Consider the following 20,154-nt stretch of genomic DNA (forward strand, 5'->3'; position numbering starts at 1 on the left):
GAAGACGGCGCCGCCAACTTGGCGAGCGCAGCTGTTGAATCGAGAGAGGGTGCCGCAGGCTCCCGCGACCTCGTCGCCTCTTCCGTGTGCCGGGTGACCGTCCGTGCCATCGGCGGGATGGGGCGTGCCACCGCTCGCATCGCCGGTGGTACCCGGTGGATGGTCGGGCGCGGGGCCGGCGAGATGTCCCGGGCCTCCTCGACCGAGCGCGCCAACTCGCATCGCAGCCAGCCAACCTCGTCCGCGTCCTGTGCCGTCGTGATCCGCTCGGTAAGACGAGCGGAAGGAGACCCCGGCGCACCGGGCCCTGGTGACACGGGCCGAAACCGCTCCAGGTGGGCACGCTCGTAGGGATGCTTGACGACATCGGCGACCTCGACCGGCGCCAGGAACGCGGCCACGGCTGCGGCGCGGGCCCACGGGTCCTCGGCCTGCCGCAGCAGGAATCCGACCTGTCGTGCGCGCCAGTTGCGTGCCCGCAGATCCGTCCCCGTCGCCAGCTGGCCCCGGAGGGTCTCGGGCGTACGCCCCTTGAGCAGGTGTGCGTGCTCTGGGCTCGTCGTGAACTGGCGGAGTTCTTCCGCGAGATAGAGCCAGACCACGGCGCGGTAACGGTTGAGGTAGTACTTCACGGGCACGAGCAGGCCCAGGCGGGCGAGCCGGGTGAACCGGCCGGCCGGGATCTCCATGAGGGCGGCGCCCTCCGCCGTACCCACGACTCGCACCCGTTCGCGGAGGGACTCGGGGAAGCCGTCCTGAGTCCGCAGGCGCTCGATCTCCGCCTGCTCCACACGCCGGCCTCCTCCACCGCCCTCGTCGGGCACGGTGCGGATGCGGCCGAGTTGGACGGCGAGGTCGAACTCGACTCGCTTGAGCCCCAGTTCACGAGCGGCACGGCTCGGCGTGCAGGTACCGGGGCGGGTGGGGTCGAAGGTGCTTGCCGACATGGTGTACTCCCCCGTGGAGTCGGTGGCTCACGCCCTGTACGTGCGCCGTGCACCCACCGTAACCGCTTCGACGCGCTTCGTGGCGAGCCTGTGGATAACTCCACGGGACAGGGAAAGCAGCAGGTCACAGGTCTGTGGTGGGAGGCCTCTCAGGTTTTCTGGCGTCGATGCCGAGGTGTTCGCCGACCCGGTTGACGAGCAGCGTCATCTCGTAGGCGATCTGGCCGATGTCGACCTGGGCCCCGCTGAGTACGCACAGACAGCTCCCGGCGCCGGCCGCGGTCACGAACAGCACGGCGTCGTCATACTCGATCATCGTCTGCCGCACCCTGCCCGCGCCGAAGTGGCGTCCCGAGCCCTTGGCCAGGCTGTGCAGCCCGGATGCCACGGCTGCGAGGTGTTCCGCGTCCTCGCGGCGTAAGCCCGTGCTCGCCGCGGTGACCAGTCCGTCGTTCGACAGGACGAGCGCGTGACGTACGTGGTCCACCCGCTCGGTCAGATCGTCCAGGAGCCAGCCGAGACCCTGGTTCTGCGCCATGTCCGTCTCCCCGTGTGATGTCTCCCCCTGGCTGGAGGAACTCCCCGCCAGCCTTCCCCACGACCGGCACGCGGGCAAGGAGGATGGGCCCATGGCAGAGAAGATGACCGATGAGGAATGGCGGGCGTTCGTCCTGGACGGCACGCGCACCGCCAAGCTCTCCACCGTCCGCGCCGACGGGAGCCCGCACGTGGCTCCGATCTGGTTCCTGCTGGACGGGGACGAGTTGGTGTTCAACACCGGCAAGGACACGGCGAAGGGGCGCAATCTGGCCCGTGACGGAAGGGTGGCCCTGTGCGTGGACGACGACCGTCCGCCGTTCCACTTCGTGGTGCTGAACGGCCGCGCCCGGTTGTCGGAGGATCTGGCCGAGGTGCGTCTGTGGGCGACCCGGATCGCCGCCCGGTACATGGGTGAGGACCGCGCCGAGGAGTACGGTGCCCGCAACGGCGTACCGGGGGAGCTGCTGGTCCGCGTGACCATCGACAAGGTACTGGCCATGCGGGACGTCGCGGGTTGAGCGGCGGGCTCAGCCGACCGAGTCCAGGAGCCGGGCGGTGTGCATCCGCCCGGCGTACTCGACGAGCCTGATCAGCACCTCCTTGCCGGAGTCGCGGTCGCGCGCGTCGCACAGCACCACGGGTGTGCCGCGGTCGAGATCGAGTGCCCTGGAGACGTCGGGGGCACCGTAGGAGCGGGCTCCCGTGAAGCAGTTGACGGCCACCACGAACGGGATGCGCCGGTGCTCGAAGTAGTCGACGGCCGGGAAGCAGTCCTCCAGACGCCGGGTGTCGGCGAGGACCACGGCGCCGAGGGCGCCCTGGGCCAGTTCGTCCCACAGGAACCAGAAGCGGTCCTGTCCCGGTGTGCCGAACAGGTAGAGCGAGAGGCCGGAACGGATGGTGATGCGGCCGAAGTCCATGGCCACGGTGGTGGTGACCTTGTGGTCCACGCCGTCGGTGTCGTCGACCAGTTGGCCCGCTTCGCTGAGCAGTTCCTCGGTGCGCAGCGGCCGGATCTCGCTGACGGCCCCCACCAGGGTCGTCTTGCCGACGCCGAAGCCACCGGCGACCAGTATCTTCAGTGCCAGGGCGGAGGTGTCGCCGACGGTGTCGGTGTGCTCGGAGACCATGATCACTTCTCTCGGGAGGGCCGGCCGCGGCCGGCGTCCGCGTGGTCCGGGGGTGAAGGCAGCATCATGACAACGGGGACGCGGGTCGGGGCGATGGGACCGAAGTACACCTGATATGAGCGGCTCGCGCCCGATCGTTGACGCAATGCGCTCGGATCGGACGGACCGCGACGCGGCCGGGCGTACGGATGCCGGCACGGCGCGGCCGACGGAGGTGTCCGGACGCTCGTCCGCGGTGCTCGCGGTCCCTCGGTCACAGCGCTCGCAATCCCTCGATGACCTCGCGCAGGATCCGCTCGTCGGGCAGGTGCGCGGGTGGCACGGGGCGGCTGACGGTCACGCAGCCGAGTTCCAGGAGGTCCCCGAGCAGCACCCTGACCACGCCGACCGGAAGGTCCGCGTCCGCGGCGAGTTCGGCGACGGACTGGGTCTCCGGGCGGCACAGGTCGATCAGGGTCCGGTGCTCGGGGCCGAGCGCGGTGTCGTCGTCGAGCGCCGGTGCGGCGGGGTCGAGGGTGACCAGTGCGATCAGGTCGAAGCGCACTCCGGTCGGCCCCGGCTGGGTGCGGCCACCCGTCATGGCGTACGGGCGGACCAGGGGTCCGGCCTCGCCGTCGTACCACTGGCTGCCCGGCTCCCGGGGCTCGCCGGCAGGGTTCTCGGTCATCGGTGCCGCCTTCCCGGCTCAGCCGGCGGCGGGGGGTTGCGTCGCGACGCGCGGCGCCGTGTGGAGGTGCTCGCCGACCTGTTTGACCAGGCGGGCCATCTCGTAGGCGACCAGCCCGATGTCGGCGGTGACCGCGGTGAGCAGGGCGAGGCAGGAACCGTCGCCGGCCGCGGCCACGAAGAGGAACGCGTCGTCCATCTCCACCATGGTCTGGCGCACTCCCCCCGCTCCGAAGTGCCGCCCCGCGCCCTTGGCGAGGCTGTTGAAGCCGGAGGCCACGGCGGCGAGGTGCTCGGCGTCCTCCCGCGCGAGGTCGGTGGAGGCGCCGACCGCCAGGCCGTCGTTGGAGAGCACGACGGCGTGCCGTACCTCGCGCACGCGTGTCACCAGGTCGTCGAGCAGCCAGTCCAGTTCGCCGGACCGCCGGCCGGTCCTCGGTGTCGGGTCCTGGATCATGCCGGGTCTCCTTCGCTGCTGTGACTGCCCGTCTGCGGTTCCGGTGCGGCGCCACGGCCGGGCTGCCTGCCACCGCCTCGCGTCCATCCGTCGCGGTACGCCGCCATGCGGTCCCGTACGAGTTCGGGGGTGCGCCGGTCGTCGCCGTGCCGGGCGGGCTGCTGGGGCGGCTCCTCGCGGCGCTGGTGGCGTAGTTGCGGGGCGAGGCTCGCCTGGCGCACGCGGCGCGGGAGGTCGTCGGAGGGCTCTGCGTCGTCCGGCGAGCGGTGCAGTCTCAAGGTGGTGACGCCGGGGGGCGGGGGCTCGTGGGCCGCGTCGTGGGAGCGGGCTGCCGCGCCGGTGCCGTCCGGGCCTGGTTCCGGCCGCGTGCCGTGGGGGTCCGCCGCCTTCCCGGTGCCGCGGGGTTCCGGTGTCCGGGCGGTGCCGTGGGATCCCGGTGTCCGGGCGGTGCCGTGCGGACCGGGCCCGGTGGCCGCCAGGGCGGGACGGTCCGGCCACTGGGTGACGGCGGCCTCCTGGGGCGAGGTCGCGCCGGGCACGCGCGCGTAGCCGCCTTCTTCGCCTGGCCGGGCCTGTGCGCCCTGGTGGGTGGACGGCTCCGCCGAGCCGCTGTGCAGCAGGGCCTTCGGCAGCAGGACCACGGCGGTGGTGCCTCCGTACGGGGAGGTCCGCAGATGCACCTTGATGTCGTGCCGGGAGGCGAGCCTGCTGACCACGAAGAGTCCGAGGCGGTCGCTGTCGAAGAGGTCCAGCGCCTCTGACTGTTCGATGCGGCGGTTGGCCTCGGCCAGGGTCTCGGCGCCCATGCCGAGCCCCCGGTCCTCGATCTCCAGGGCGTAGCCGTTGCCGACCGGTTCGCCGGTGACCCGCACGCGCGTGTGCGGCGGTGAGAACTGGGCCGCGTTCTCGACGACCTCGGCGAGCAGATGGGTGAGGTCGGCGACCGCCGCGCCGGTGACGTACGCCTCGGGGAACTGGCGTACCTCCACGCGCGCGTAGTCCTCGATCTCCGAGACGGCGGCGCGTACGACGTTGGTCAGGGACACCGGCATCCGCCAGGCGCGGCCGGGCGCCGCGCCCGACAGGATGATCAGGCTCTCGGCGTGGCGCCGCATCCGGGTCGTGAGGTGGTCCAGGCGGAACAGGTCACTGAGTTCGTCCGGGTCGTCGGAGCGCCGTTCCATGCTGTCCAGGAGGCTGAGCTGGCGGTGGACCAGGACCTGGCTCCTGCGGGCCAGGTTGACGAAGACTCCGGAGATGCCGCTGGCGAGTTCGGCGCGCTCCACGGCGGCGCGCAGCGCGGCGCGGTGCACGGTGGTCAGGGCTTCCGCCACCTGACCGGTCTCGTCCTCGGCCGGCGGTCCGGAGGGTGCCTCGGCCTGGATGTCGATCTCCTCGCCCGCGCGCAGCTTCCGCATCGCTTCCGGGAGTTTGCGGCGGGCGATCTCCAGGGCGTCGTTGCGCAGGCTCACGAGTTCGACCACGAGGGCCCGTCCGATGCGGACGGAGATGACGAGGGAGGCGGCGACGGCGGCGAGTCCCAGGAGCACGGCGGCTCCGGCGGGACTGAGCAGGCCGTGGGTGACCGGGTCGGCGCGGCCGGCGACGGCCCGGTCCGCGGCTGCCGCGATGGTCCGCATGCCGTCCTGTACGCGCGCGTGCGCGGCGTTCCACGTGGCCTGCGGTGCCTCGTCGGCGACCCGGACGTCCGGTCCCGCGGCGAGCAGGTTGTTCTCGGCGGTGCCCAGGGTCGTGTAGGAGCCGCTCGCGGTCAGATCGCGCCAGGCGGCCCGTTGGGCGGTGGGGAGATCGGTGACGGCGGTGTCGGTGAGGGCTCGGCGCGTGGCGACGGCGGCGCCGAAGAGCCGCAGTCGTTCTCCGCGCAGGGTTCCGGCGGTCGGTGCGCTGCTCAGCAGGGCGTCCTCCTGGGCCAGGGCTTCGGCGGCGCGGGAGAATTCGAGCAGCACGCGCGCGTCGGAGGCGACGTCGGCCTGCTGGATGCCGGTGAGGGCTCCGTCGACCGCGAAGGCGGCGCCGATGGTCTTCGTGTACCGCGTGTACGTGTCGTCCCAGCCTGCCTTGTGGCCCCGTACGGCCGTTCTCAGTGTGGGCAGGCGCTCGGCGCCGGTGACGAAGGCGGCGAGGCGCCTGGAGACGCCGGCGGGCAGTTCCTGGCTGTCGGCGACGGTGCTGTCCCGGCCGAGCCGCAGCCGGTCCACTGCACGGTCGGTGCGGGCCGCGAGGTCCTGGAGATCACCGTCGTCGCCGGCGCGGGGGTCGGTGGCGTAGCGGACGGCCGCGGTGCGCTCGGCCTGCAACGCGGTGACGGCCGCGGCGAGCGGGCTGCGCAGTTCCGCGTCCACCCGTTGCGACTGGCGCAGCCGGGCGACGTCCTGAGCGGTGCTGACGGTGGCGTACGCCCAGAGGGCGAGCAGGGAGACGACGGGCACCATCAGGAGGCTGACCACCTTGGCACGCACGGTGCGGGGGCGCAGGTGCCGGCGGCTTCCACGCGCGCGTGCGGCGAACGGCGGTGCGCCGGGCGTGCGGCGGCCCTCGTCGGCGGGCGGTCCGGCGTGTGCGCGGCGTCCGCGCGGACGGTGCGCCGCGGCGGCGGCGTTGTCGGGTGTACGGGGTGGGCGCATGGCCTCCTCGCTCGGGACGTGGTCGGTGCGCTCGGGCCGGGGGGCCGGCTAGCGGGCGACGCTTTCGACGGGCCGTTGGGCGGAGGCGGAGGCCTGGCGCTCGTCGGCCGTGGGCGAGAGGGCCACGAAGGCCGAGGTGATGAACAGGTAGGACCCGAGGCCGACGGCGAGGGGGAAGATGAACTGCATCGCCGTGGCCCCGGGAAGAGCGTCGCCGGACGGGTCCACACGCACGCTCACGGCGAACATCCCGGTGTAGTGCATGCTGCTGACGGCCGCTCCCATGACGAGGGAGGCGACGGTGACCGCGAGGGGCGATCTGATGTTCAGCCCGGCCCACAGGGCCGCGGTGGCCGCGACCACGGCGATCAGTACCGACAGTCCGACGAGGACCGGGTCGTAGGTGACGTCGCCGTGCAGTCGGACGGCCGCCATGCCCAGGTAGTGCATGCTGGCGACGCCCAGGCCGGTGGTGAGACCGCCGAGGAGGAGCGCGCGGTTGCGGTCGCGGCTGTAGCCGACGGCGAAGACGCCGGCGCAGACGACGACCATGGCGACGAGGAGGCTGAGGATGGTCAGCGGCACGTCGTAGCGGATGTCGCTGCCGCTGACGCGGAAGCCGAGCATGGCCACGAAGTGCATGGTCCAGATGCCCGTCCCGATGGAAGAGGCGGCGGTGACGAGCCAGTTGCGGCGCGCGCGGCCGGTGGTGGCGAGCGCGCGGACGGTGCAGCGCAGTCCGAGTGCGGCGCCTATGCAGGCCATCGCGTACGACAGCACGGGGGTCAGCCAGCCGAAGGCGGCGTGGTCCAGGTGTCCCATGGCCCCGGGACGCTAGCCGGGGCAGGGGCGCACAAAGGGGGCGCATTTCGAAAGGTGCCGGAATATGACGCACAGTTGTGCCGGAACGATCGAGTCCCGCTCGAACATGCGCACAAGGACTTCCCTCGTGACGGTGAGGAATCATGCGGAACATGAACGACGACCACACACACGTCCAGGACTTCTTCACCGCCCGCGCCGCCGACTGGGACAGCCGGTTCCCGGACGACGGGCCGGCCTACGCGGCGGCCGTCGCCGACCTCGGGCTGCGGGAGGGGGACCGCGTGCTGGACGCGGGCTGCGGCACCGGGCGGGCCCTGCCGCCCCTGCGGGCCGCCGTGGGTCCCTCCGGGGTGGTGCTGGGCGTGGATCTGACCCCGGCGATGCTCCAGGCAGCCGTACGAGCGGGCAGGCACCGCGACGGGCGGCTGGTGCTCGCCGACGTCGCCGCGCTCCCGCTGGCCTCGGGCTGCCTGGACGCCGTGTTCGCCGCGGGCCTGATCGCCCACCTCCCGCGTCCGGTGGACAACCTGCGGGAGCTGGCCCGTTGCGTACGGCCCGGCGGCACGCTCGCGCTGTTCCATCCCATCGGCCGCGCGGCGCTGGCGGCGCGGCAGGGGCGCCGGCTCACCCCCGACGACCTGCGCGCCGAGACCAATCTCCGGCCGCTCCTCGCGCGCTCGGGCTGGCGGATGACGTCGTACACCGACGAGGACGCCCGCTTCCTGGCGCTCGCGGTGCGCGAGGACTGAGGGACGGACCGGGTCAGCCCGTTCCGGTGACGGCTGCCACGAAGGCGTCGGGGTTGTCGAACATGACGTTGTGCCCGGCGCCCGGCACCGTCACCACGCGCACCCCGGCGGCTTCCAGGTCCTCCCGGCCCACGAGTTCGCCGCTGTGCTCGCCCTGGAGGAAGACGCGGTCGATGGGCAGCCGTTCCAGGAGCGTCCGCATCACGGGGTCGGAGCCTGTGCGCAGGCCGACGGCACTGCGGTGCAGCGCGCGCGGGTCGGCCAGCCGCATGGTCGCCGCCCACAGCGGGCCGACCGTCTCCAGCACGCGCGCGTACCCCCCTTCGACGAAGTCGTCCTCCCCGTAGGCGGCGATCCCGCTGCTGCCGGCGGTCGGCGGCGGAAAGGCGTCCAGGTTGGCCTCCGTCAGGACCAGCCGGGAGACCAGGTCGGGCCGCCGGTGGGCGAGGACGACGGCTACGGCGCCGCCCATGCTGTGCGCGATCAGTTCGGCTCCGGCGGCCCCGGCGGCGTCGAGCGCGGCGGCCACCGCGTCGGCGTGGTCCTCCAGCGTGTACCCGAAGTCCTGGGGGCGGTCGCTCGTGCCGTGCCCCGGCAGGTCCACGAACAGGCTGCGCCGACCCGCGAGTTCGGGCCGCGCCGCGATGTGCGCGTGGTAGACGGCGGACATCGCACCGAGTCCGTGCAGATACACCCGGGCGGGCTCCGCCCCCGGCACCTCGGTCCACCGTATCCGGCTTCCTCTGCTGTCGAACGTGGCCTGCTGCACCGTGTCCCTCCCTGTGGTCCGCTACGTCGGAACAATACCTCGGTGACGATGTATTACGTCAAGGCGGTATTGGCTCAGCGATGTATCCCTGCGGGAGAATGCGGCCATGCTCGAACTCGCCATCCTCGGATTCCTGTACGGCGCTCCCCTGCACGGATACGTGCTGCGCCGCCACATCGCGGCGCTCACCGGCCATGTGCGGCCCGTCGCCGAGAGCACGCTGTACCCGGCGATCAAGCGCCTGGAGAAGGCCGGTCTGCTGGTGCGGGCCACCGAGCCCGGCGCCGTCGCCGCGCCACGCCATGTGCTGAGCCTGACCGAGGAAGGCGGGCGCGAGCTGAAGCGCCGGCTCGCCGAGCCCGCCCAGCGCGAGATCACCGACGAGAACCACTGGTTCACGCTGCTCGCGTTCCTGCGGCACCTGGAGGACCCCGCCGCCCAGGCGGCCGTACTGCGGCGCCGGCTGGCCTTCCTGGAGGAGCCGGCGAGCTTCTTCTACGACGGCGACCGGCCGCTGCGCGCCGAGGAACTGGACGATCCGTTCCGGCGCGGCGTTCTCACCATCGCGCGTGCCACGAGCCGGGCCGAGCTGGCCTGGCTGCGTGAGACGCTGGCCTCACTCGACGGGCCCGGCCGCTGAACTGCCCTGGTGCCGCACCGGGCAGCCACGCAGACCGGGGACCGGGCGCGTGCCCAGGTCAGCGATGCGATAGCCGTTCGGGTAGCCCTTGACCTCCCGGTTCTGGCGCGCGAAGTGGGGGCCGCGGCGCGGCGGCAGCAGCCGGACCAACCGGCCGCGCGTCCGTACCGCGCGGCGCACCAGCGCGGACGTGGCGGCGCCGGGTCGCGGGTAGCGGAACGCTCGCAGCAGGGGCTCGTCGAGCAGCGCGAGCGTGGCCGTGCGCAGCAGCGGTGCCAGGGGGCTCGGGTACCAGGACGCCATCAGGGCGAGGGTGGCGTCGGAGACCCGGCGGGCCTCTTCGTCCCAGCCGAAGTGGGTTTCCTCGTAGGAGTCGAGGAGGGCCTCGAACTCCTCATGGGTCCGGGGGATGTCAGGGATGCCCATGTGCCGGCCGAGGGTGCGGTAATACTCGGTGGTGGCGACGATCTCGTGCCGGGACAGCCGCCGCCAGCCGTAGGCGTCGATCCAGCGCCGGGGCATCACCACGAAGGTGCTCAGCACGTACCGCATGTCGTCGTCGCCGATGTCGTAGCTGCGGTGCATCTGGTTGATGCGGCGGATCGCCGTGCGCCCCTCCTCCGCCGCGAAGCCGTGTTCCACGATGGTGTCCAGGAGCAGCACGGTGTCGTCGTACCGCTTCTGCGTGCGCTCGGTCAGCTCCGCCGTCCGCGCGAGCAGCCGCCCGATGCCGGGCACCGCGTAGGTGCGGTACAGAGCCAGTTCGAGAGCGCGGGTGTAGTCCCAGGGGAACTCGTACGTGACGCTGATCCGGTAGATCTCCAGCGCGTCCGCCACCGGGTCCAGTCGGCGGATCTGCGCGAGCCGCTCGAACCGCTTCACCGCGTCGTCCCCCTTCTGCCGCCGAACCTCCAACTCTACGTTGAGGAGCGGTAGATGGGCGACGGTACTGACTCCGTTCAGGGAAGGGTGGTCCGCGTGTTCGACAGGATCCGCAGGTACGCCGGCCGGCTCGGCACCTCCACGCAGGGGTGGCCGGCAAGTGCCCGGGAGAGGCGCGCGCACAACTTGTTCGAAGCGGCGGCCGTCTATGTGGCGGCCCGCGCGGAGGACGACCAGGACCGGATCGAGGAAGCGGCGGCGTGGGTGTCCCCGGAGGCTCTGTCCTTCGGGGTGAGCGAACTGGCCTGCCGGGCGGTCGTCGCGCTGGCCCGGGAACGCGCCGAGACACCCGCGGCGGTGGCCCGCGACCTGCTCGGACTGCCCGCGGCCTGAACGGAACTTCCTTCTCCGCATCTGGCCGTTTCGCCCCTGTCCAGGCGGAAACCTGCAGCTCCGCGTGGTGCGCGGAGTCGTGACAAGCGGCTTCCGATCGCACTAGGGTGCGCGCCGATGGACGAACCACTGGGGAGGCAGGGATGGCCGGGACGGACACTGAGCCCGTCGCCGCCGCGGACGATGCGCTGTACGTGCTGACGGCGGTACTGCTCACGCCGGCACAGTTTCCGAGCGTGCTGGGCGACGACTACCCGGAGGCGTGTGCGGCGCTGGACCTCGCGCCGCGCGCCGACGGGTACGGCCTGGTGCTGGGCCAGGACGGGCACGGCGCTCGCTGGACGGTCGTCATCGACGACGTCTCGCTGGTCGCCGTGGCGATCGCGTCCTGGGACTGCGGCATGGAGTACGAGCTGTCGCCGGACGAGCGTGCGGTCGTGACCGCCCTGCCGGGATGGCCCCTGGCCGTCGCCGTGGCGGCACCCGGCGTGCCCGCTCCCCACGACCCGCCCGCCGAGGAGGCCGGACGATCGGCGCTGTGCCCGCCGGACACCGCCTCCTGGGGGCCCGCGCAGCGCCGGCTGGGTGCCGACGAGATAGCACTGCAGTGGGCCGCCTGGCGCGAGCAGATCAACGACGCCGACTTCCCCGCACCCGGCGAGCGCACGCCGGATGTGCGGTCCGCGCGGGAGGACGAGGGCGCCGGAGCCGGCGGTCACGCCGGTGTCCGCCGGGTGCTCGCGGAAGCGCGCGCCTACGTCGACTCGCCACCGCCGCTCGGCCGCGTGCGCTCGTCCTTCGCTCCCGGCGAGGCGCGTACGCTCCGCGCCGACGGCCCCGGCTGGTCGATCGTGGCCCGCACCGACGACATCGCGTTCGTCCTGCTCGACGAGGAACCCGGCGAGGTGCTCCCGGTGGGCCGGGGCCCCGAGCTGCCCGGTCTGCTGGAGGCGCTCGACAAGATGGCCGTACGGCCCCTGTGAGCCGGGGCTGCCGGACGAGACCTCCCGGTCGCTCCCCCGGCAGCCGCGCCGCCCCTGGGCGACGCGGCTCCCCATGGCCCGGCCGGCCCGTCCGGACGGCTCGCCGGGTGAGGTCTTGCCGCGCACCGGCGCCTCAGCGCCCGAGCTCCTTGCGGGTGACCCTGCGCAGCCTGCGCCGCTGTGAGGGGTCCAGGGCGAGGTAGGCGGCCGCCGGAACTCCCACGACGATCAGGAACGCCACCCACCAGGGCAGCCATATGAGCAGGATCAGCCCGATCGCCACGCCCCCTGCGGCGATCTTCGCGTTCATGGACATGAGCGTCGCCTCCTTCGCGGCCACCGCCGCTCTCTGATCTGAGAACGGCCCCCCGCTCCCCGCGGTTCCACGACCCGACCCTGAGACATCCCTGAGCCGCACCCCCTAGTGGTCCGCGACAGGGCGGAAGCCTGTTGGCAGTGGCCGGGACGCGGCGGGCCGTTCTCGGCGGGCTGTCGGCAGCGGGCAGGACGCGGTGAGGCCGGCGGGGCACGGCGAGGACGCCGACGACCGGCAGGACGCGGTGAGGCCGGCGGGGCCGGGCGCGACGCGGCCAGGACGCCGGCGGTCCGCCGGCACGCCGCCTCAAGCCCGCCGGATCAGCGCCTCATAGCCCTCGACGTTCCAGCGGGCCTGATGCGGCGGCCTCCCCCGCGGCAGGGTGCGGGTGCCCGCCGCGACCGTCACATGACGCTCCGCGGACAGGCAGAACACCACGAAGACCTTCCGATGGGTGAGTTCAAGGGTCTCCTCGTAGTACCAGTCCGCGACGAGCCCGTGGTCGTCCGACAGGAACGGGCGCTGGACGAACTCCTGCACCTCGGGGGGAAAGTTCCCGAGAACGCCCGCGGCGGCAGGGGCCAGGTCCAGCGGGCGCACGGCTGCGGACGGCTGCGCGGCACGGGTGGCCGCGGCCCCTCCCCAGGGCTCGGTCGCCGTCGAGGGTCTCCTCCCGGCGCCGGTCACCGCGAACGACCGCCGTCGCACCGATCCGGGCTCCACTCTCAGGCGCTCGCCCTGGAAGACGGTCCGGCCGTCGCGGACGACGCGGCCGACCTGACACAGTCCGCGGGGGCCGAACACGAACGCCTTAGGGTGGCCCTCGTGGTCAGGTCGCGCCCACCACTCCCAGACACCACCGGCCTTGTGCGCCAGTTTCTCCCGCACGCCCGGTTCCAGCATGTCCCAGCACTGCTGCCGGCTCGGGACCGAGGCGTCGACCTCGAAGCCTCCGGGCCGGTGGATCCCCGGAACCATCCCGGCGGATTCCGTGTGCGCCTGTTCGGCACGGCGCAGTTCCATGGCCGCGTGCTCCTCGCGCAGGGGCGACGGCACGCGGTCCCGTCCGCCCGGCCCCGGTTCCCCTCCGCGCTCCGGGATCTCCGCCGGCCCCGCGTCCCTCGGGCTTTCCCCCATGCCGTCCCCCTCACTCGACCGCAGCACTCGACAGCGGTAGCGGACATTGTCCCCGCGGGCGCGCGTTTGCCGCCCGCACTCACGACGAACCCAGGCCCTTCGAACAGGTTGTGGAGTTTCCTGCCTCACATTGAAGGCCGGACGCGCATGCCGCGGCGGTCCTGTACCCTCGGCGACTCCGTCAAGTAGTCAAATTTGAGGAGTACGACAGAGCTGTGCGGACCATCCCTGCGGTGCCACCCTCCGAACTGACCGAACTGACCGAATGCTGCGTCGTGTTCCTGCCGTCCGATCCCCCGCGCGCGGGCCGCATCGGCTTCTGGCGACCGGACGGCGGGGTTCCGCCCGGACACGCGGAGGGCTCGCCGGCAGAAGTGGACCTCGTCCTGCCCTCGGCCGACGGCAGCGTCGAACGCGTGCCGCTGCCCGTCCTGGTGCTTCCCGTCGGCACCGCCCTTCCGGTGCTCGCACGCGCGCGTGCGCTGCCGCGGGAGCACCCGGCCGCGTTCTGGCGGACCGCGTACGAACTGGCCCTCGGCTTCCTGGCGCGCGGTCTGCTCCTGCCGGGCCTGACCGCCGGCGACCACGACGCCTGGCGCGTGGGACCCCTGTCCGCGCGCGATGCGGAACTGGTCCGTGAACTGGCCGCCGCCATGCCCCCGCAGGCGCACGCCGTGCCGGTCGCGGACGACGGGCCCGCGCTGTTGCCCGACCCGGAACGGCTGCTGCGCGCCTTCCTCGACGCGGTCGCCGACGTGCTGCCGCGCTCCCCCGCCGCCCCGCTGGTGACCGGCGGCCCCGCGTACACGGCTCCGGAGCCGCGGCGTCTGCCGGCGCTGCGGGAGTGGGCGGACGACATCGCCGCCTCCCAGGACGCCGGGGTGCGGCTGTCGCTGCGCGTGGAGGCGTCCGGTCTCGACGAGGCCGCCTTGCAGGACGGCGCTCCGGTCCGCTTCCGAGCGGTCCTCCAGGTGCACGGCCACGGCGGACCGGCGGACGTCATGGATGCCGCCGGACTGTGGACCGCTGCGGACACCGGGCGCCCGAAGTCCGCCCCCCGCGCGCGTACGGACGCGTTGCTGGCGCTTCGCCGGGCGGCGCGGGCCTGGCCGCCGCTGACGCCGCTGCTCTCCGCCGCCGTGCCGGACACGGTCGACCTCGCCGACGACGAGATCGCAGAGCTGCTGGGCGAGGGCGCGCGGGCGCTGGCCGCCGTAGGGGTCGACGTGCACTGGCCCCGGCACCTGACACGCGGCCTCACCGCGCACGCGGCGATCGGTCCGCCGGACGACGGCACCGCGCCGTCCGGGACCGCCACCGCTGCGTCGTTCCTCAGTGCGGACGAGAGGGTCACGTTCGGATGGTGGTTCGACCTGGGCGGGCGGGAGCTGTCCCGGGAGGAGCTGGACCGGCTGGCGGAGGCAAAGCGTCCACTGGTGCGGCTGCGCGACGGCTGGGCGCTGGTCGATCCGCGGGAGGCGGAGCGGGCCCGGAGCGAACGGAACCGTTCCGTCACCCCCGTCGAGGCGCTGGCCGCGGCTCTGACGGGCGCGGCGGAGGTCGACGGCCGGCAGGTCGACGTAAGGCCCACGGGATGGCTGGAGGGGCTCCGGGAGCGGCTGACGGCCCAGGACCCGGCCCTCACCGTCGGACAGCCGCCGGGCCTGGCCGCGACCCTGCGGGACTATCAGCTGCGCGGCCTCGACTGGCTGGCCCGTACGACATCGCTCGGGCTGGGCTGCTGTCTGGCCGACGACATGGGGCTCGGCAAGACGGTCACGCTGATCGCCCTGCACCTGCACCGGCGGACGGATCCGGCGGCGGCCGGCCCCACGCTCGTGGTCTGCCCGGCCTCCCTGCTGGGCAACTGGCAGCGCGAGATCGAGCGGTTCGCTCCCGGGGTGCCGGTGCGCCGGTTCCACCGGCCCGGACGCGATCTGGCGACCGTGACGGACGGCGAGTTCGTGCTGACCACGTACGGCACGCTGCGCCTGGACGCCGTCCGGCTCGCCGGGCTTTCGTGGGGCATGGTGGTGGCCGACGAGGCGCAGCATGTGAAGAACCCTTACTCCGCGACCGCGCGGGCGCTGCGCACGATCGGCGCACGCGCGCGCGTGGCGCTCACCGGCACTCCGGTGGAGAACAACCTCACGGAACTGTGGGCGATCCTCGACTGGACGGCCCCCGGCCTGCTCGGCAGCCTGGGCGGCTTCCGCGCGCGCTACGCGCAGCCCGTCGAGGGCGGCCGGGACCCCGCGGCCGCACGACGGCTCGCCCGGCTCGTCGGACCGTTCCTGCTGCGGCGGCGCAAATCCGATCCCGGCGTCGCCCCCGAACTCCCGCCGAAGACCGAGACGGATCACCCGGTGCCGCTCACGGCCGAACAGGCGGGGCTGTACGAGGCGTTGGTGCGCGAGACCCTGGACCGCATCGCGGCCGCCGACGACATGACGCGCCGGGGCCTGATCATGCGGCTGCTCACCGGCCTGAAGCAGATCTGCAATCATCCGGCGCAGTTCCTCAAGGAGGACGATCCGCGGCTCGCCGGACGCTCGGGGAAGCTGGAGCTGCTGGACGAACTGCTCGGCACCGTCCTCGCCGCGGACTCGGGTGTGCTGGTCTTCACGCAGTACGTGGGCATGGCCCGGCTGCTCGAACGGCACCTGGCGGCCCGCGGGGTGTCCTCGCTGCTGCTGCACGGCGGGACGCCGGTCGCCGCGCGTGAGGAGCTGGTACGGCGCTTCCAGGCGGGTGAGGCCCCGGTGTTCCTGCTGTCCCTCAAGGCCGCCGGGACGGGGCTGAACCTCACCCGGGCCGAGCACGTCGTGCACTACGACCGCTGGTGGAACCCGGCGGTGGAGGCACAGGCCACCGACCGGGCGTACCGCATCGGGCAGACCCGTCCGGTGCAGGTGCACCGGCTGATCGCCGAGGGAACCCTGGAGGACCGCATCGCCGAGATGCTGGGCCGCAAACGGGAGCTGGCCGACGCCGTGCTCGGTTCCGGTGAGGCGGCCCTGACGGAACTGTCGGACGAGGAACTGGCCGCACTGGTGGAACTGCGCGGGGAGGCGCGATGAGCCGCTACGACGACCACGGACGGGACACGGGACGGACGTTCGCCGCGCTGCCGCCCGCGCGCGGGCGTGCCTTCGCCCGGAGCTGGTGGGGGCGGGCCTGGCTGCGGGCCCTGGAGGAAACGGCCCTGGAGGCCGCGGCGGTCACGGCCGGACGCAGGCTCGCGCGCGCGGGCGGCGTGGGAGCGGTGACCGTACGGCCGGGCCGGGTCACCGCCGTCGTCCGTGACCCCAAGGGTGCGGCGTGCCGGGCCGACGTCGTGCTGCCACGGCTGTCCGACGAGGAGTGGGCACGGTTCGAGGATCTCGCCGTGGAGCAGGCCGGCCACATGGCCGCGCTCCTCGAACGGGAACTTCCGCCGCTTCTGCTCGAAGACGCGGCGGTGGCGGGGATCGAACTCCTGCCGGGTCTGGGTGATCTGGATCCCGCGTGCGACTGCGGCGCCTGGGACCATTGCGGGCACACCGCCGCCCTGTGTCACCAGGTGGCGCGGCTGCTGGACGAGGATCCGTTCCTGCTCCTGCTGATGCGCGGGCGGGACAAGGACGCCTTCCTGGCGGAGCTGCACGTCCGCGGCACGGCGGAACCGTCCGGAGCGACGCCCCCGGCCGCGGGCGTGGACGCGGCGGAGGCATGGGCGGCTGCCGGCAGCTTGCCGCCGCTGCCCGAGTTGCCCGGGCTCCCCGCGGCACCCGGCGCACCACCGTCCTTCGCCACCGGGGCGCCGGCCGCGCCGGAGGTGGACCCGGCGGCGCTGGAGCACCTGGCCGCTCGCACCGCCGTGGAGGCGTACCGGCTGCTGGCGGCGCTACGCGGTCGGACACGGGCCGGCGCGGACCTGACGGCCGCCCAGGACGCCGTACGCCTGGCGTGCGGGCCGGCCCCCGTCGCCGTCACCGAGCGGCTCGCCACGGGGTCGGGGCGCGGACACGACGGGCTCGTGACAGCGGTCCGCGCCTGGCTGACCGGTGGTGCGGCGGCCTTGAGGGTGCTCGACGAGGACCGGGACGTCGAGGGTGCGGCGCTGGCACGCGCGCGTGCGGCTCTGGACGCGGCCTGGGAGGCGGACGAGCGGCCGGTGTTCCACAGGAGCGGCAACCGGTGGACCGTTCAGGAGGAAGGCGTTCAGCTGCGACTCGGGCGCGAGGGCCGCTGGTGGCCGTACCGTGACGAGGGGGGACGCTGGGTCCCGGCGGGCGGGGCCGATCCCGACCCCGCGACGGCACTGGCCTCCGCGCGACTGGAGGGCGAGGTTCCGGCACCGCAGGATCTCTGACGGGCGATCAGGGGTGTTGCCCGCGCGGTCCGATGAGCGGTGGACGGCGGCCGTTCACCGCACGGTCGTGCGGCGTTCCTCCGGGAGCCCGAGGGTGTCGGCAGCCCATGACCTTGCTCCAGGAGGCCCGATGTCCTCGCATGCCGCCGGCCCGCGCCGCGTTCACCGTTCCCTCGCCACGGGTCTGCCCCTGGCTCTGGCCGCCGTCCTCGTCGCGGCGGGGACGGCCACCGCGGCGCCGTCCGGGGACGCCCGTGTGATCCGCACGGCGACGCTCGGCGAGATCCCGCTCGGCGCGTTCAGCGACGCGCTGCTGCCCGGCAGCGTGGCCGACGACCACGGGATCAAGCTCGGGGGCATCGGCAGCGACATCTACCCGGCCGGCCGCCAGGGTGAGTACTGGACGGTGACCGACCGCGGTCCCAACGGTCAGATCAAGGTGGACGGCAAGAAGCGCCGCACCTTCCCGGTGCCGGGATTCGATCCCGCGATCGTGAAGATCCGGGTCTCCGGGGACACGATCAAGGTGATCGACGCGATACCGCTGACCACCTCCTCCGGGAAGGCCGTCACCGGACTGCCGAACCAGAAGAGCCGGGACGAGGCGCCGTACACCTACGACGCGCGGACGCCGCTGTCCTACGACCCGAACGGCCTCGACACCGAGGGCATCGTTCGGGCCGGTGACGGCAGTTTCTGGCTCGTGGACGAGTACGGGCCGTCCCTCGTGCACGTCTCCGCGCGCGGGAAGGTCCTCGCGCGCTACGTGCCCAAGGGGCTCGGTCTGACGGGTGCGGACTACCCGGTGGTGGAGGCGCTGCCGTCGATCCTGTTGCACCGCAAGACCAACCGCGGGTTCGAGGGGCTGGCGCAGCTTCCCGGCGGTGATCTGGTGATGGCCCTCCAGAGCCCGTTGTCGCTGCCGGACGCGGACGCCGGGGACGCCTCGCGCACCACCCGCCTGCTGCGCTTCTCACCCCGCGAGAAGGCCGTCACGGCCGAGTACGCCTACCGCTTCGACCCGGTGGACGTGGTGGACCCGAGCGAGGACGACACCTCCGAGCTGAAGATCTCCTCGGTGGTCGCGGTCGGCGGTGACCGGCTGCTGGTCGAGGAGCGCACGGACAAGGCCGCCCGGCTCCAGCTGGTCAGCCTCCGGCGCACGTCGGACATCCTCGGCGGGCCCTGGGACGACGACACCACGGCTCCGTCGCTGGAGCAGCTGGACGACCCCGCGGCGCAGGGCGTGCCGGTGCTGGCCAAGCGCCTGGTGGTCGACCTGGGCAAGGTCGCGGGGGTGCCGGGGAAGATCGAGGGCATCGCGCGCGTGGATCACGACACGCTCGCGCTCGTCAACGACAACGACTTCGGGATGACCGACGGGACGGGCGCGTTCGACTCCCAGGGCCGCCTGGTCGACAGCGGGATCAGGACGACCGTGACGTACGTACGGCTGCCGAAGGGCCGCTGACACCGGCCTCACGGCCGGGGGCCGGGGTGAGCGTCCGGCGCTCGCCCCGGCCCTCCTCCGTTCAGCCCCGCGCTCCCAGCAGGTGGTCCATCGCCAGCTGGTCGAGGCGTTCGAAGGCCATGCCGCGCGCTGCGGCCGCCTCCACGTCGAACTCCTCGAAGGCCGCGCGGTCGGCGAGCAGCGCCTGCAGGCCGTCGGCCGCGGTCGGCTGGGCCAGCTCGTCCAGGCGCGAGGCGCGCAGGGCCTCCTGCACCTCGGGGTCGGCGCGGAAGGCGGCCGCGCGCTCCTTCAGGATGAGGTAGTTGCGCATGCAGCCCGCCGCCGAGGCCCACACGCCGTCGAGGTCCTCGGTCCGCGGCGGCTTGAAGTCGAAGTGGCGGGGGCCTTCGTAACCGGCGCTCTCCAGGAGGTCGACCAGCCAGAAGGCGGACCGCAGGTCGCCCGCCCCGAACCGCAGGTCCTGGTCGTACTTGATGCCGGACTGGCCGTTGAGGTCGATGTGGAAGAGCTTCCCGGCCCACAGGGCCTGCGCGATGCCGTGCGGGAAGTTCAGGCCGGCCATCTGCTCGTGGCCGACCTCGGGGTTGACGCCGTAGAGCTCGGGCCGCTCCAGGCGCTCGATGAAGGCCAGCGCGTGACCGACGGTGGGCAGCAGGATGTCGCCGCGGGGCTCGTTCGGCTTGGGCTCGATGGCGAAGCGGAGGTCGTAGCCCTGCGAGGTGACGTACTCCCCGAGGAGGTCGAAGGCCTCCTTCATGCGGTCCAGGGCCGACCGCACGTCCTTGGCGGCGCCGGACTCGGCGCCCTCGCGGCCACCCCAGGCGACGTACGTCTTCGCACCCAGCTCGGCCGCCAGGTCGATGTTGCGGATCGTCTTGCGCAGGGCGTAGCGGCGGACGTCGCGGTCGTTCGCGGTGAAGGCGCCGTCCTTGAAGACGGGGTGCGTGAAGAGGTTCGTGGTGGCCATCGGGACGGTCATGCCGGTGGCGTCCAGGGCCTGGCGGAACCGCTTGATGTGGGACTCGCGCTCGGTGTCCGAGGAACCGAAGGGGATCAGGTCGTCGTCGTGGAAGGTCACTCCGGAGGCACCCAGTTCCGCCAGGCGCTGCACCGTCTCGACCGGGTCGAGGGCGCGGCGGGTGGCGTCGCCGAACGGGTCCCTCCCCTGCCAGCCGACGGTCCAGAGTCCGAACGTGAACCTGTCCTCGGGGGTGGGCTGGTAGCTCATGCCGCGGCTCCTTGCTCTGTTG

The 20,154-nt window shown here is 73.2% G+C and carries 19 protein-coding genes and 1 pseudogene; 8 read left to right on the forward strand and 12 right to left on the reverse strand.

The annotated features are described in order from the left end of the window. Positions 1 to 110: 110 nt before the first annotated feature. Both LG395_RS21505 and LG395_RS21510 read right to left on the reverse strand, forming a co-directional pair. A pseudogene (locus LG395_RS21505) lies at positions 111 to 947 on the reverse strand (DUF6397 family protein); the annotation flags it as partial. Positions 948 to 1,071: 124 nt separating this feature from the next. Further along, on the reverse strand, positions 1,072 to 1,485 hold the full coding sequence (locus LG395_RS21510) for a roadblock/LC7 domain-containing protein (protein WP_171158707.1): 414 nt from the start codon (positions 1,483 to 1,485) through the stop codon (positions 1,072 to 1,074). 91 nt (positions 1,486 to 1,576) lie between these two features. On the opposite strand from LG395_RS21510, the gene LG395_RS21515 reads away from it, so the two are divergent. Next, positions 1,577 to 2,005 carry a PPOX class F420-dependent oxidoreductase gene (locus LG395_RS21515; RefSeq protein WP_171158706.1) on the forward strand — a complete coding sequence of 143 codons (429 nt, stop codon included), beginning with the start codon at positions 1,577 to 1,579 and terminating at the stop codon, positions 2,003 to 2,005. A gap of 9 nt (positions 2,006 to 2,014) precedes the next feature. Here the strand turns inward: LG395_RS21515 and LG395_RS21520 are convergent, their stop codons facing one another. The 5 genes from LG395_RS21520 to LG395_RS21540 form a co-directional block, all read right to left on the reverse strand. After that, positions 2,015 to 2,617, reverse strand: coding sequence for a GTP-binding protein (locus LG395_RS21520; protein WP_171158705.1), 603 nt, complete (start codon positions 2,615 to 2,617; stop codon positions 2,015 to 2,017). A gap of 253 nt (positions 2,618 to 2,870) precedes the next feature. Beyond that, positions 2,871 to 3,284 (reverse strand): DUF742 domain-containing protein, encoded by a 414-nt coding sequence (locus LG395_RS21525; RefSeq protein ID WP_171158704.1) that lies wholly within the window; start codon positions 3,282 to 3,284, stop codon positions 2,871 to 2,873. Positions 3,285 to 3,302: 18 nt separating this feature from the next. Then, the gene (locus tag LG395_RS21530) at positions 3,303 to 3,740 is read right to left on the reverse strand and encodes a roadblock/LC7 domain-containing protein (protein WP_171158703.1); all 438 of its coding nucleotides are present in this window, start codon (positions 3,738 to 3,740) and stop codon (positions 3,303 to 3,305) included. Beyond that, the gene (locus tag LG395_RS21535; protein WP_225810889.1) at positions 3,737 to 6,385 is read right to left on the reverse strand and encodes a sensor histidine kinase; all 2,649 of its coding nucleotides are present in this window, start codon (positions 6,383 to 6,385) and stop codon (positions 3,737 to 3,739) included. Before LG395_RS21535 ends, LG395_RS21530 begins: the two co-directional genes overlap by 4 nt. Positions 6,386 to 6,433: 48 nt before the next feature. After that, the gene (locus LG395_RS21540; RefSeq protein WP_171158701.1) at positions 6,434 to 7,207 is read right to left on the reverse strand and encodes an MHYT domain-containing protein; all 774 of its coding nucleotides are present in this window, start codon (positions 7,205 to 7,207) and stop codon (positions 6,434 to 6,436) included. 152 nt (positions 7,208 to 7,359) lie between these two features. Here LG395_RS21540 and LG395_RS21545 point away from each other — a divergent pair, with 152 nt between their 5' ends. After that, complete coding sequence (locus LG395_RS21545; protein WP_225810890.1) at positions 7,360 to 7,959, forward strand: class I SAM-dependent methyltransferase; 600 nt, start codon at positions 7,360 to 7,362, stop codon at positions 7,957 to 7,959. 13 nt (positions 7,960 to 7,972) lie between these two features. On the opposite strand, the gene LG395_RS21550 is transcribed toward LG395_RS21545, so the two are convergent. Continuing rightward, positions 7,973 to 8,728: an alpha/beta fold hydrolase gene (locus LG395_RS21550; RefSeq protein WP_225810891.1), complete on the reverse strand. Its 756-nt coding sequence runs from the start codon at positions 8,726 to 8,728 to the stop codon at positions 7,973 to 7,975. A gap of 106 nt (positions 8,729 to 8,834) precedes the next feature. On the opposite strand from LG395_RS21550, the gene LG395_RS21555 reads away from it, so the two are divergent. Then, positions 8,835 to 9,368 (forward strand): PadR family transcriptional regulator, encoded by a 534-nt coding sequence (locus LG395_RS21555; RefSeq protein ID WP_171158698.1) that lies wholly within the window; start codon positions 8,835 to 8,837, stop codon positions 9,366 to 9,368. Here LG395_RS21555 and LG395_RS21560 read toward each other — a convergent pair. Beyond that, positions 9,345 to 10,250 (reverse strand): oxygenase MpaB family protein, encoded by a 906-nt coding sequence (locus LG395_RS21560; protein WP_225810892.1) that lies wholly within the window; start codon positions 10,248 to 10,250, stop codon positions 9,345 to 9,347. The genes LG395_RS21555 and LG395_RS21560 overlap by 24 nt on opposite strands. Positions 10,251 to 10,346: 96 nt before the next feature. Here LG395_RS21560 and LG395_RS21565 point away from each other — a divergent pair, with 96 nt between their 5' ends. Then, complete coding sequence (locus tag LG395_RS21565; RefSeq protein WP_225810893.1) at positions 10,347 to 10,643, forward strand: hypothetical protein; 297 nt, start codon at positions 10,347 to 10,349, stop codon at positions 10,641 to 10,643. A gap of 143 nt (positions 10,644 to 10,786) precedes the next feature. Beyond that, positions 10,787 to 11,626: a hypothetical protein gene (locus tag LG395_RS21570; protein ID WP_171158695.1), complete on the forward strand. Its 840-nt coding sequence runs from the start codon at positions 10,787 to 10,789 to the stop codon at positions 11,624 to 11,626. A 133-nt stretch (positions 11,627 to 11,759) separates the two neighbouring features. Here the strand turns inward: LG395_RS21570 and LG395_RS21575 are convergent, their stop codons facing one another. Next, positions 11,760 to 11,942, reverse strand: coding sequence for a tail-anchor membrane protein (locus tag LG395_RS21575; RefSeq protein WP_225810894.1), 183 nt, complete (start codon positions 11,940 to 11,942; stop codon positions 11,760 to 11,762). A gap of 306 nt (positions 11,943 to 12,248) precedes the next feature. Beyond that, positions 12,249 to 13,079 (reverse strand): hypothetical protein, encoded by an 831-nt coding sequence (locus LG395_RS21580; protein WP_225810895.1) that lies wholly within the window; start codon positions 13,077 to 13,079, stop codon positions 12,249 to 12,251. A 215-nt stretch (positions 13,080 to 13,294) separates the two neighbouring features. On the opposite strand from LG395_RS21580, the gene LG395_RS21585 reads away from it, so the two are divergent. From LG395_RS21585 to LG395_RS21595, 3 genes are all read left to right on the forward strand, one after another. Beyond that, positions 13,295 to 16,159: an SCO1167/SCO6262 family helicase gene (locus LG395_RS21585; protein WP_505016509.1), complete on the forward strand. Its 2,865-nt coding sequence runs from the start codon at positions 13,295 to 13,297 to the stop codon at positions 16,157 to 16,159. Then, positions 16,156 to 17,433, forward strand: a complete 1,278-nt coding sequence (locus LG395_RS21590; RefSeq protein WP_225810896.1) for an SWIM zinc finger family protein — start codon at positions 16,156 to 16,158, stop codon at positions 17,431 to 17,433. The genes LG395_RS21585 and LG395_RS21590 overlap by 4 nt, the downstream gene beginning before the upstream one ends. A 130-nt stretch (positions 17,434 to 17,563) precedes the next feature. Beyond that, complete coding sequence (locus tag LG395_RS21595; protein ID WP_225810897.1) at positions 17,564 to 18,904, forward strand: esterase-like activity of phytase family protein; 1,341 nt, start codon at positions 17,564 to 17,566, stop codon at positions 18,902 to 18,904. A gap of 61 nt (positions 18,905 to 18,965) precedes the next feature. Here the strand turns inward: LG395_RS21595 and xylA are convergent, their stop codons facing one another. Further along, on the reverse strand, positions 18,966 to 20,132 hold the full coding sequence (gene xylA, locus LG395_RS21600; RefSeq protein WP_225810898.1) for a xylose isomerase: 1,167 nt from the start codon (positions 20,130 to 20,132) through the stop codon (positions 18,966 to 18,968). Between the last annotated feature and the right edge of the window lie 22 nt (positions 20,133 to 20,154).

Origin of the sequence: Streptomyces spinosus (assembly GCF_020400655.1) — a bacterium.
GTDB classification, from domain to species: Bacteria; Actinomycetota; Actinomycetes; order Streptomycetales; family Streptomycetaceae; genus Streptomyces; species Streptomyces argyrophylli.

What these genes read in the sequence shown, in the direction of transcription:
- LG395_RS21530 (WP_171158703.1), bottom strand. Translation starts at nt 3,740, where the DNA reads ATGATCCAGGACCCGACACCGAGGACCGGCCGGCGGTCCGGCGAACTG.
- LG395_RS21520 (WP_171158705.1), bottom strand. Translation starts at nt 2,617, where the DNA reads ATGGTCTCCGAGCACACCGACACCGTCGGCGACACCTCCGCCCTGGCA.
- LG395_RS21595 (WP_225810897.1), top strand. Translation starts at nt 17,564, where the DNA reads ATGTCCTCGCATGCCGCCGGCCCGCGCCGCGTTCACCGTTCCCTCGCC.
- LG395_RS21580 (WP_225810895.1), bottom strand. Translation starts at nt 13,079, where the DNA reads ATGGGGGAAAGCCCGAGGGACGCGGGGCCGGCGGAGATCCCGGAGCGC.
- LG395_RS21590 (WP_225810896.1), top strand. Translation starts at nt 16,156, where the DNA reads ATGAGCCGCTACGACGACCACGGACGGGACACGGGACGGACGTTCGCC.
- LG395_RS21540 (WP_171158701.1), bottom strand. Translation starts at nt 7,207, where the DNA reads ATGGGACACCTGGACCACGCCGCCTTCGGCTGGCTGACCCCCGTGCTG.
- xylA (WP_225810898.1), bottom strand. Translation starts at nt 20,132, where the DNA reads ATGAGCTACCAGCCCACCCCCGAGGACAGGTTCACGTTCGGACTCTGG.
- LG395_RS21515 (WP_171158706.1), top strand. Translation starts at nt 1,577, where the DNA reads ATGGCAGAGAAGATGACCGATGAGGAATGGCGGGCGTTCGTCCTGGAC.
- LG395_RS21535 (WP_225810889.1), bottom strand. Translation starts at nt 6,385, where the DNA reads ATGCGCCCACCCCGTACACCCGACAACGCCGCCGCCGCGGCGCACCGT.
- LG395_RS21510 (WP_171158707.1), bottom strand. Translation starts at nt 1,485, where the DNA reads ATGGCGCAGAACCAGGGTCTCGGCTGGCTCCTGGACGATCTGACCGAG.
- LG395_RS21555 (WP_171158698.1), top strand. Translation starts at nt 8,835, where the DNA reads ATGCTCGAACTCGCCATCCTCGGATTCCTGTACGGCGCTCCCCTGCAC.
- LG395_RS21575 (WP_225810894.1), bottom strand. Translation starts at nt 11,942, where the DNA reads ATGTCCATGAACGCGAAGATCGCCGCAGGGGGCGTGGCGATCGGGCTG.
- LG395_RS21525 (WP_171158704.1), bottom strand. Translation starts at nt 3,284, where the DNA reads ATGACCGAGAACCCTGCCGGCGAGCCCCGGGAGCCGGGCAGCCAGTGG.
- LG395_RS21570 (WP_171158695.1), top strand. Translation starts at nt 10,787, where the DNA reads ATGGCCGGGACGGACACTGAGCCCGTCGCCGCCGCGGACGATGCGCTG.
- LG395_RS21545 (WP_225810890.1), top strand. Translation starts at nt 7,360, where the DNA reads ATGAACGACGACCACACACACGTCCAGGACTTCTTCACCGCCCGCGCC.